Origin of the sequence: Moraxella sp. K23 (genome assembly GCF_041154765.1) — a bacterium.
Taxonomy (GTDB): domain Bacteria; phylum Pseudomonadota; class Gammaproteobacteria; order Pseudomonadales; family Moraxellaceae; genus Faucicola; species Faucicola tetraodonis.
On sequence record NZ_AP031603.1, the window covers coordinates 1 to 11,740 of the forward strand.

Genomic DNA, 11,740 nt, shown 5'->3' on the forward strand with positions numbered 1-11,740 from the left:
ATACACCGTAGGCGTACTATCGTTTGAAGAGCAAGACCTAGACGACAAAACCAAAAAAGACATCATGGCAGACTTTGAAAAGTCACTACTGGCAGGACTGGAAGCCGACCAATACAACATGACTTGGATAGAACACCGTGACAAAGGGCGATTAGAGCTTAACTTTGTCATAGTCAACCAAGAACTACACACAGGCAAACGGCTACAGCCTTACTATGACAAGATAGACCGCCCTTTAGTTGAGAACTGGAAACAGGTCACTAACCACAAATACGGCTTGAGCGACCCCAACGACCCCCAAAAGGCTCAAGCAATCAAAATTGACCGCCATAACCTACCCAAAGATGTACAGGGCATTAAACAGCGTATAGGCGAAGCCATAGCCCACCAAATCGAGCAGGGTAATATCACAGACCGCAAAGGCGTTATCGAAGCCCTAGAAGGTGCAGGGATTGAAATTACACGCCAAACAGATAAATCAATCAGTATCAAAAATCCAGACGGTAAGCGAAATATCCGCTTAGAAGGTTTTATCTATGAAAATCGAGAATTTAGTCAAGAACTTGGAACAGAACACCGAGAAGCAAAGCAAGATTATGAGCGAGCAAATGCAGAGCGTTATGCAACAGCATTTGAAAAGCTACAACGAGCTATTGGACAAAAACAGGCAACAAACCGAGAAAATTTTAAACGAACACCTTCAGCTAATCGAGAGCCACCGCAACGACTTGAAAAAAGCCACGAACTACAAAATGATGATAGGGGGCGGAATGGGCTTTCTACTGGCGATAATACTAGGACTAGGGATAGCCAGCCTTTATTTAGCCAAGACTATACGCAACCAACACGAAGAAATAGCAGAGATACAGCAGAACATCGAGATGACTTCCCTACAAGCCCAAGCCTTCGCCAAAGTGACGATTACGCAAAACAAAGACAAATCAATTTGGATAACAGCCAAGAACCCCAAGAAATCAGAAGCAGGGAAGTTAGAAAGCAACGGCAAACCCACCCTAAAACTGGAATAATCGACCATGCAAAACGACTTTATGAACGCCTTCAGCAGTTTGGTGACAGACTTAGAGAAACAGTTAAACGAGTTACAGGCGACAACCACGAAGCAGAGCGAGCTAATAAGGCGATTGACTGCGGTCAATCGCAATTTGATAGAACAGAACGAGAGATTAAACAACGAGAACAGGGAACTGGCGAACACCAACGCCAAACAGAACTCTTTACTCAAAACAATATCCGAGAAATTCAAACTCAAATAGACAAAGCAACAGGTAAGGTTATGCAACGCTAACGCCTTTTTGGGGTCAATTTTTTAAGGCAAGGCAAAAGCACACCTTACCTTAAAAATTCGACCTTAGTTATAAAAATCAATGTTATAATAGGCTCAAAAATATAAATTAGGCATATAAACATGACTTTTAGCCCAACAAATGAACAATTAAAAGCCATTGAATTATCAGCTCAACCCCAAAATACTAGGCTTAAAATGCTTGCCTACGCAGGGGCAGGAAAGACTTCAACAATCGCCTTGATAGCCAATAGATTAGGGCAATATGGGCTAAAGGGCGTTTACCTTGCCTTTAACAAAGCCATTGCAGAAGAAGCAGGGCGAAAAATGCCACGCAATACCACCGCTAGGACATTTCACAGCCTAGCCTTTGGTAATGTTGATAGACGTATCACCGCCAAACTATCACAAGGACAGGGGCTTTATGCCAATAACTTTACAAGCTGGTCAAGGTACTATGGCACGACCAACGTAACAGGCGATACCACCAAGCACCGACCCAATGGCACGACCAACCATGTTGAACAAGTGGACGCAGGAAAGCGGTTCAAAATTATAAGAAGGGCTATTGAAATCTTTCTTAGAAGTGACAGCGAAGCCCCTGAAGAATGGCACTTAGACTATGCGATAGACAGCTCACTTAACATGAAAGTATGTGACGAGCATAAGCAACACCTAGTCAAAGAATTTATGCCCCTTCTAAATAACTTATGGTATGACTTCCAACAGCCCAACGGCAATTTTAAGATAACGCATGATGTTTACCTAAAAATCTATGCCCTATCCAATCCCAAAATTAACTATGATTTTATTTTGTTTGATGAAAGCCAAGACACCGACAAGCTAATGTTAGGCATACTCAAACAACAAACAAACCGCATTATCTTTGTGGGCGACCCCTTCCAACAAATTTATGAATGGCGGGGGGCAGTGGACGCAATGGCACAATTTGAAGGCGTAGAAACCTACTTAACCCAATCCTTTCGCTTTGGGCAAGCTATCGCCACTGTTGCCAATGGCTTGTTACGCTACCTTAGAGCTGAAAAACCCTTAATAGGGGCAGGTCAGCAGGGTTTTGTAGATACTCAAAACTGTTATCCTAGCGACATCAACGCTATTTTATGCCGTACCAATGCAGGGGCAATAGGGATAGCCCTAGACTACAACCAACGCCACCCAAACCGCAAACTATACCTAGAACTTAGCGGAAGCCCCCAAGAAATGTTAGACCTTCTCAAAGCCATCAATGACTTTGAAGAAAACCCCCAAGCAGGGCGATATCACGAAATATTAGCCAATTTTAACGACTTTATCGAGCTGAAAGACTATTGCGAACAATTTCCCAATGACCAAAATATCAGTGGCGTATTTCGCCTTTACATGAAATATGGCTATCAATACCTAGCACGCACCATAGAAGCCTTTAGAAACAACGAACAACGCCATGACGTTGTTATAACTACCGTTCACAAGGCAAAGGGCAGGGAATGGGATAACGTACTATTGGCAGATGATTTTGAAGGGCGTAGCTTTTCAGAAGATATGCTACAAAGGGTTAAAATCAATGGCGACCCTGAAGCGAGATTGCTTTATGTTGCCATTACAAGGGCTAAAAGGGGCTTATATGGTGCGTATATTGAGCCACTTATTAAGTTTTTGAGCCGATATTCTTTTGATAAACCACTACCCACAGACAACCAAGAAATAAGCGACCTTGTAGAAGAAAACGAGCAGGAAGAAGGCGACCAGCTCACACCAGCCAAAGAAGCCAAAACGGAAGCCATAGCGACCCCCAACAATACCAACAAACGCAGATATACACCTAGAAGCAAGGAAGCCGAACAAAGAAGGCTTGAAGCCTGTCGAGAAGGTCATAAAATCGCTGTCGAGCTTGGCATGGTAGGCAGACCAAAAGCCCTAGAAGATGATAGCCAAGCAATCGAGCTGATAAAAAAGGGTGAGCTGTCTTTACCAAAAATCGCCAAACAATTAGGGGTCAGTCTATCGACCATCAAGCGGATAAAACAAGCTCAAAAATATAAATAAACATCAATTTTTAACTATCACAAGGAGTTGTCACATGATGAAGGAAGCAGAAAACAGCCAACAACCCAACCGTAACCGTTACGGTAACGATTGGGAATGGTACGCCAAAGAAGCGAAAAATAAAGCAATGGGGCTAAAACTTGATACGCCTAAACTTTTGGCATATTGGGATAAAGTAAATCCATCTAAAGCAGAACAATGGCGAAAAACCGCCCAAGAATTTGACTTTGATAACTTGCCAAATTCTCGCAACTGGTGGAAGCTATCAGATGATGAAATACACGACTTTTTTATGTGGGTGAAAAACATTCGAGCAGATATTAGTATTGATGAAATGATAGAAGCCCAACGCTATCATTCTGAAAAACTAAACAAAATTTAATAAAAAACAACCGCCAAGCATGGCGGTTGTAATGTTTAAATCAAGCCCATAACCTTTTTAAAATATGAGCGATACATGACATCTTTGTAGGAAGTAGCCATATTCTCAATAAAATTCTGTCCTATAATTGGCAGTTTTTCGACTTTGCCTTTAACTTCAGTCAGAATTTCGGCTTGTTGTGAGAATGGCAGACTTTCAAAATATTCAATAAATTCTTTATTCGCCCTTTCCTGTTCAGCCTTTTCTTGTTCTTGTCTTTGTTGAGCCTGTTTTTCGGCTTGAATTTGTTCGGTAATTTTAATATTTTGAGCCTGTAATTCAGCCGTTTGCTTATCCAAATCAGCAAGTCCCCAACGCCCTTCTTTAGCCTTTTTATAAATATTTTGCTTGTGTCCTAGGTCAGTAATACCTTTTTCAGCTATGTATTTGTCGGCGGTTGCTTTTACTATTTGATTTTCTTTATCACTCAACCCTTCAAACATATCTATGACGTTTGGGTCACGTTGAACAACTGAAGCGTTAATTGCAGGTTTTTGTCTTTTATCTTTAATCTTTAAAATTAAGTGGGTAATTACTTTGCCTAATTTTTGTTGTTCTATGGATAACTCAAATTCCCCTTGTGCATTTATCTGCTTTATTGCAGGAATTAAAACCCATCTTTTAAATTCTGCTATCTTTTCATACTTATCATCTAACCCAAAAAAGTGTCGCCAATCATCAACAGATTTTTTGCAATTTCCAATCTTCACCCACTTACAAGCTAATTCATAAAGCCTTTTTGTGGGTGTAGTGGTTAAATCAACAGTATTTTTATAATCATACATGGTGTAATCAAGATTGCCAGTTTCGATTAAATGCAAGACATCATCACTAAATTGGAAATAAATAAAAGAGCCTTCTTCACTATAGCCGACTCTATTAACTAACTGAATATGTAATTTCATTTTCATAAAATTACCGTGTTTTGGTTTAGAGCCTATGATGACATTGGAATAATACCTATCAGAATTCATAGCCACGTCCGCTAATTGTTCTGGAAGCATAGAAGCGGTTCTGTTCAAGTCATAAAAAGCGTCACAACGTAAGGTAACTTTTTCTAATTCAAGAACTGCCCTTTTTAAATCTTTGTATGCTGTTCTAATGTCAATATTATGAATTTTCGCATATTCATCGGCAGATATTATTACTTCACCATTCCAAAACTTAGTTGGCAAATCACTATCTCTAGCCTTAGTTATTGCCAAAGTCATCAGATTGTTTGGTACTGGTGATAAGTCATATTCGGCTTCAATCAAAGTATTATGTTTTAAAATTTTGACATCATGGGTTATTTGTTTGTCCAAAATACTCATTATTTTGCCTTGTAATATAATTTTTTTCATAATAACACTAGCTTTTAAATGTGTAAATCTCTTTATATGTAGAATTACACTTGAAGTGGTAGAGTTCTACATTTGAAGTGGTAGAGTTCTACATTTGAAGTGGTAGAGTTCTACATTTGAAGTGGTAGAGTCCTACACTTATAGGAGCTGGAAACCAGTAGTATCAAGGCTTTGAAGCGTCTGACAATAAGAAAATATGACAATATTTACAATAATAAAGACTTCTTTCAAAAAATCTCTTTGAGTTGCAACAACCAAAAGCAAAAACCGTGATAAAATCAAAAGAAAAGAGATAAAGGGCAAGGACACATATAGGGCACTCTGCGAGATACCCTAATATGACCTTGTAAGGGGGGAAAATCCCCCTTAACCCCCTAAGACCTTTCGCTATCGCTCAAGGTATTGGGACAAGCCCCAAACCCCAAAAGCAAAAAACCAAAGCCAAGACCAAAGCAAAACATCAAAAAATTATCATCTTAGAATTTGAATTTTATTTCATTGGAATGTTAGTTATGACTGAAAAAATTTATCGGACAAAAGAAATCAAAGTTAGATTGACTGATGAAGAACACGACCAGTTATTAAAAAAAATGACTGGCGGACAATTAGCAACATGGATAAGAAAAACCTGTTTGGACGAAAAAGACCCCAAACGCAAATACAAAGCAGTTGACCCCGAACTACTTCGACACTTAGGAAAAATAGGCGGTAATCTAAATCAAATTGCCTACCAAGCCAACACCCTAGACAAAGACATCGAAAAAATCAAAGTTTTTGCAGAACTGGCAATTATTCGAGAACAACTAAACGAACTACTAAAACGCTATGATAGTTAAATTCCTAAAAAACAAAGGCAATGGCAGTGCTAGAGCCACAATGAACTATCTTTTAGGTAAAGATAGGGATAGAGAACAGGCTAAAATCTTACAAGGCGACCCTGACCTAACAGAACGCCTAGCGGACAACCTTCACCAATTCAAAAACCGATACACCGTAGGCGTACTATCGTTTGAAGAGCAAGACCTAGACGACAAAACCAAAAAAGACATCATGGCAGACTTTGAAAAGTCACTACTGGCAGGACTGGAAGCCGACCAATACAACATGACTTGGATAGAACACCGTGACAAAGGGCGATTAGAGCTTAACTTTGTCATAGTCAACCAAGAACTACACACAGGCAAACGGCTACAGCCTTACTATGACAAGATAGACCGCCCTTTAGTTGAGAACTGGAAACAGGTCACTAACCACAAATACGGCTTGAGCGACCCCAACGACCCCCAAAAGGCTCAAGCAATCAAAATTGACCGCCATAACCTACCCAAAGATGTACAGGGCATTAAACAGCGTATAGGCGAAGCCATAGCCCACCAAATCGAGCAGGGTAATATCACAGACCGCAAAGGCGTTATCGAAGCCCTAGAAGGTGCAGGGATTGAAATTACACGCCAAACAGATAAATCAATCAGTATCAAAAATCCAGACGGTAAGCGAAATATCCGCTTAGAAGGTTTTATCTATGAAAATCGAGAATTTAGTCAAGAACTTGGAACAGAACACCGAGAAGCAAAGCAAGATTATGAGCGAGCAAATGCAGAGCGTTATGCAACAGCATTTGAAAAGCTACAACGAGCTATTGGACAAAAACAGGCAACAAACCGAGAAAATTTTAAACGAACACCTTCAGCTAATCGAGAGCCACCGCAACGACTTGAAAAAAGCCACGAACTACAAAATGATGATAGGGGGCGGAATGGGCTTTCTACTGGCGATAATACTAGGACTAGGGATAGCCAGCCTTTATTTAGCCAAGACTATACGCAACCAACACGAAGAAATAGCAGAGATACAGCAGAACATCGAGATGACTTCCCTACAAGCCCAAGCCTTCGCCAAAGTGACGATTACGCAAAACAAAGACAAATCAATTTGGATAACAGCCAAGAACCCCAAGAAATCAGAAGCAGGGAAGTTAGAAAGCAACGGCAAACCCACCCTAAAACTGGAATAATCGACCATGCAAAACGACTTTATGAACGCCTTCAGCAGTTTGGTGACAGACTTAGAGAAACAGTTAAACGAGTTACAGGCGACAACCACGAAGCAGAGCGAGCTAATAAGGCGATTGACTGCGGTCAATCGCAATTTGATAGAACAGAACGAGAGATTAAACAACGAGAACAGGGAACTGGCGAACACCAACGCCAAACAGAACTCTTTACTCAAAACAATATCCGAGAAATTCAAACTCAAATAGACAAAGCAACAGGTAAGGTTATGCAACGCTAACGCCTTTTTGGGGTCAATTTTTTAAGGCAAGGCAAAAGCACACCTTACCTTAAAAATTCGACCTTAGTTATAAAAATCAATGTTATAATAGGCTCAAAAATATAAATTAGGCATATAAACATGACTTTTAGCCCAACAAATGAACAATTAAAAGCCATTGAATTATCAGCTCAACCCCAAAATACTAGGCTTAAAATGCTTGCCTACGCAGGGGCAGGAAAGACTTCAACAATCGCCTTGATAGCCAATAGATTAGGGCAATATGGGCTAAAGGGCGTTTACCTTGCCTTTAACAAAGCCATTGCAGAAGAAGCAGGGCGAAAAATGCCACGCAATACCACCGCTAGGACATTTCACAGCCTAGCCTTTGGTAATGTTGATAGACGTATCACCGCCAAACTATCACAAGGACAGGGGCTTTATGCCAATAACTTTACAAGCTGGTCAAGGTACTATGGCACGACCAACGTAACAGGCGATACCACCAAGCACCGACCCAATGGCACGACCAACCATGTTGAACAAGTGGACGCAGGAAAGCGGTTCAAAATTATAAGAAGGGCTATTGAAATCTTTCTTAGAAGTGACAGCGAAGCCCCTGAAGAATGGCACTTAGACTATGCGATAGACAGCTCACTTAACATGAAAGTATGTGACGAGCATAAGCAACACCTAGTCAAAGAATTTATGCCCCTTCTAAATAACTTATGGTATGACTTCCAACAGCCCAACGGCAATTTTAAGATAACGCATGATGTTTACCTAAAAATCTATGCCCTATCCAATCCCAAAATTAACTATGATTTTATTTTGTTTGATGAAAGCCAAGACACCGACAAGCTAATGTTAGGCATACTCAAACAACAAACAAACCGCATTATCTTTGTGGGCGACCCCTTCCAACAAATTTATGAATGGCGGGGGGCAGTGGACGCAATGGCACAATTTGAAGGCGTAGAAACCTACTTAACCCAATCCTTTCGCTTTGGGCAAGCTATCGCCACTGTTGCCAATGGCTTGTTACGCTACCTTAGAGCTGAAAAACCCTTAATAGGGGCAGGTCAGCAGGGTTTTGTAGATACTCAAAACTGTTATCCTAGCGACATCAACGCTATTTTATGCCGTACCAATGCAGGGGCAATAGGGATAGCCCTAGACTACAACCAACGCCACCCAAACCGCAAACTATACCTAGAACTTAGCGGAAGCCCCCAAGAAATGTTAGACCTTCTCAAAGCCATCAATGACTTTGAAGAAAACCCCCAAGCAGGGCGATATCACGAAATATTAGCCAATTTTAACGACTTTATCGAGCTGAAAGACTATTGCGAACAATTTCCCAATGACCAAAATATCAGTGGCGTATTTCGCCTTTACATGAAATATGGCTATCAATACCTAGCACGCACCATAGAAGCCTTTAGAAACAACGAACAACGCCATGACGTTGTTATAACTACCGTTCACAAGGCAAAGGGCAGGGAATGGGATAACGTACTATTGGCAGATGATTTTGAAGGGCGTAGCTTTTCAGAAGATATGCTACAAAGGGTTAAAATCAATGGCGACCCTGAAGCGAGATTGCTTTATGTTGCCATTACAAGGGCTAAAAGGGGCTTATATGGTGCGTATATTGAGCCACTTATTAAGTTTTTGAGCCGATATTCTTTTGATAAACCACTACCCACAGACAACCAAGAAATAAGCGACCTTGTAGAAGAAAACGAGCAGGAAGAAGGCGACCAGCTCACACCAGCCAAAGAAGCCAAAACGGAAGCCATAGCGACCCCCAACAATACCAACAAACGCAGATATACACCTAGAAGCAAGGAAGCCGAACAAAGAAGGCTTGAAGCCTGTCGAGAAGGTCATAAAATCGCTGTCGAGCTTGGCATGGTAGGCAGACCAAAAGCCCTAGAAGATGATAGCCAAGCAATCGAGCTGATAAAAAAGGGTGAGCTGTCTTTACCAAAAATCGCCAAACAATTAGGGGTCAGTCTATCGACCATCAAGCGGATAAAACAAGCTCAAAAATATAAATAAACATCAATTTTTAACTATCACAAGGAGTTGTCACATGATGAAGGAAGCAGAAAACAGCCAACAACCCAACCGTAACCGTTACGGTAACGATTGGGAATGGTACGCCAAAGAAGCGAAAAATAAAGCAATGGGGCTAAAACTTGATACGCCTAAACTTTTGGCATATTGGGATAAAGTAAATCCATCTAAAGCAGAACAATGGCGAAAAACCGCCCAAGAATTTGACTTTGATAACTTGCCAAATTCTCGCAACTGGTGGAAGCTATCAGATGATGAAATACACGACTTTTTTATGTGGGTGAAAAACATTCGAGCAGATATTAGTATTGATGAAATGATAGAAGCCCAACGCTATCATTCTGAAAAACTAAACAAAATTTAATAAAAAACAACCGCCAAGCATGGCGGTTGTAATGTTTAAATCAAGCCCATAACCTTTTTAAAATATGAGCGATACATGACATCTTTGTAGGAAGTAGCCATATTCTCAATAAAATTCTGTCCTATAATTGGCAGTTTTTCGACTTTGCCTTTAACTTCAGTCAGAATTTCGGCTTGTTGTGAGAATGGCAGACTTTCAAAATATTCAATAAATTCTTTATTCGCCCTTTCCTGTTCAGCCTTTTCTTGTTCTTGTCTTTGTTGAGCCTGTTTTTCGGCTTGAATTTGTTCGGTAATTTTAATATTTTGAGCCTGTAATTCAGCCGTTTGCTTATCCAAATCAGCAAGTCCCCAACGCCCTTCTTTAGCCTTTTTATAAATATTTTGCTTGTGTCCTAGGTCAGTAATACCTTTTTCAGCTATGTATTTGTCGGCGGTTGCTTTTACTATTTGATTTTCTTTATCACTCAACCCTTCAAACATATCTATGACGTTTGGGTCACGTTGAACAACTGAAGCGTTAATTGCAGGTTTTTGTCTTTTATCTTTAATCTTTAAAATTAAGTGGGTAATTACTTTGCCTAATTTTTGTTGTTCTATGGATAACTCAAATTCCCCTTGTGCATTTATCTGCTTTATTGCAGGAATTAAAACCCATCTTTTAAATTCTGCTATCTTTTCATACTTATCATCTAACCCAAAAAAGTGTCGCCAATCATCAACAGATTTTTTGCAATTTCCAATCTTCACCCACTTACAAGCTAATTCATAAAGCCTTTTTGTGGGTGTAGTGGTTAAATCAACAGTATTTTTATAATCATACATGGTGTAATCAAGATTGCCAGTTTCGATTAAATGCAAGACATCATCACTAAATTGGAAATAAATAAAAGAGCCTTCTTCACTATAGCCGACTCTATTAACTAACTGAATATGTAATTTCATTTTCATAAAATTACCGTGTTTTGGTTTAGAGCCTATGATGACATTGGAATAATACCTATCAGAATTCATAGCCACGTCCGCTAATTGTTCTGGAAGCATAGAAGCGGTTCTGTTCAAGTCATAAAAAGCGTCACAACGTAAGGTAACTTTTTCTAATTCAAGAACTGCCCTTTTTAAATCTTTGTATGCTGTTCTAATGTCAATATTATGAATTTTCGCATATTCATCGGCAGATATTATTACTTCACCATTCCAAAACTTAGTTGGCAAATCACTATCTCTAGCCTTAGTTATTGCCAAAGTCATCAGATTGTTTGGTACTGGTGATAAGTCATATTCGGCTTCAATCAAAGTATTATGTTTTAAAATTTTGACATCATGGGTTATTTGTTTGTCCAAAATACTCATTATTTTGCCTTGTAATATAATTTTTTTCATAATAACACTAGCTTTTAAATGTGTAAATCTCTTTATATGTAGAATTACACTTGAAGTGGTAGAGTTCTACATTTGAAGTGGTAGAGTTCTACATTTGAAGTGGTAGAGTTCTACATTTGAAGTGGTAGAGTCCTACACTTATAGGAGCTGGAAACCAGTAGTATCAAGGCTTTGAAGCGTCTGACAATAAGAAAATATGACAATATTTACAATAATAAAGACTTCTTTCAAAAAATCTCTTTGAGTTGCAACAACCAAAAGCAAAAACCGTGATAAAATCAAAAGAAAAGAGATAAAGGGCAAGGACACATATAGGGCACTCTGCGAGATACCCTAATATGACCTTGTAAGGGGGGAAAATCCCCCTTAACCCCCTAAGACCTTTCGCTATCGCTCAAGGTATTGGGACAAGCCCCAAACCCCAAAAGCAAAAAACCAAAGCCAAGACCAAAGCAAAACATCAAAAAATTATCATCTTAGAATTTGAATTTTATTTCATTGGAATGTTAGTTATGACTGAAAAAATTT

General features: G+C 39.6%; 9 protein-coding genes. 7 read left to right on the forward strand and 2 right to left on the reverse strand.

The window, feature by feature from the left end:
• Nucleotides 1-64: 64 nt before the first annotated feature.
• The 3 genes from ACAM37_RS12155 (at nucleotide 65) to ACAM37_RS12165 (ending at nucleotide 3,731) form a co-directional block, all read left to right on the forward strand.
• Nucleotides 65-1,306, forward strand: coding sequence for a relaxase family protein (locus ACAM37_RS12155; protein ID WP_369626946.1), 1,242 nt, complete (start codon nucleotides 65-67; stop codon nucleotides 1,304-1,306).
• Between the two features lie 120 nt (nucleotides 1,307-1,426).
• The gene (locus ACAM37_RS12160; protein WP_369626943.1) at nucleotides 1,427-3,349 is read left to right on the forward strand and encodes a 3'-5' exonuclease; all 1,923 of its coding nucleotides are present in this window, start codon (nucleotides 1,427-1,429) and stop codon (nucleotides 3,347-3,349) included.
• A 34-nt stretch (nucleotides 3,350-3,383) separates the two neighbouring features.
• Entirely contained in the window at nucleotides 3,384-3,731 is a 348-nt protein-coding gene (locus tag ACAM37_RS12165) for a hypothetical protein (RefSeq protein WP_369626944.1), read from the forward strand.
• A 35-nt stretch (nucleotides 3,732-3,766) separates the two neighbouring features.
• Here the strand turns inward: ACAM37_RS12165 and ACAM37_RS12170 are convergent, their stop codons facing one another.
• Nucleotides 3,767-5,113 (reverse strand): RepB family plasmid replication initiator protein, encoded by a 1,347-nt coding sequence (locus ACAM37_RS12170; protein ID WP_369626945.1) that lies wholly within the window; start codon nucleotides 5,111-5,113, stop codon nucleotides 3,767-3,769.
• A 512-nt stretch (nucleotides 5,114-5,625) separates the two neighbouring features.
• Here ACAM37_RS12170 and ACAM37_RS12175 point away from each other — a divergent pair.
• From ACAM37_RS12175 to ACAM37_RS12190, 4 genes are all read left to right on the forward strand, one after another.
• Nucleotides 5,626-5,949 (forward strand): plasmid mobilization protein, encoded by a 324-nt coding sequence (locus tag ACAM37_RS12175; protein WP_060994926.1) that lies wholly within the window; start codon nucleotides 5,626-5,628, stop codon nucleotides 5,947-5,949.
• A 40-nt stretch (nucleotides 5,950-5,989) separates the two neighbouring features.
• Nucleotides 5,990-7,405 (forward strand): relaxase/mobilization nuclease domain-containing protein, encoded by a 1,416-nt coding sequence (locus ACAM37_RS12180; protein WP_369626942.1) that lies wholly within the window; start codon nucleotides 5,990-5,992, stop codon nucleotides 7,403-7,405.
• A gap of 120 nt (nucleotides 7,406-7,525) precedes the next feature.
• A complete protein-coding gene (locus tag ACAM37_RS12185; protein ID WP_369626943.1) occupies nucleotides 7,526-9,448 on the forward strand; it encodes a 3'-5' exonuclease in 1,923 nt (640 codons plus the stop codon).
• A 34-nt stretch (nucleotides 9,449-9,482) separates the two neighbouring features.
• The gene (locus tag ACAM37_RS12190) at nucleotides 9,483-9,830 is read left to right on the forward strand and encodes a hypothetical protein (protein WP_369626944.1); all 348 of its coding nucleotides are present in this window, start codon (nucleotides 9,483-9,485) and stop codon (nucleotides 9,828-9,830) included.
• A 35-nt stretch (nucleotides 9,831-9,865) separates the two neighbouring features.
• Here the strand turns inward: ACAM37_RS12190 and ACAM37_RS12195 are convergent, their stop codons facing one another.
• Entirely contained in the window at nucleotides 9,866-11,212 is a 1,347-nt protein-coding gene (locus tag ACAM37_RS12195) for a RepB family plasmid replication initiator protein (protein WP_369626945.1), read from the reverse strand.
• Between the last annotated feature and the right edge of the window lie 528 nt (nucleotides 11,213-11,740).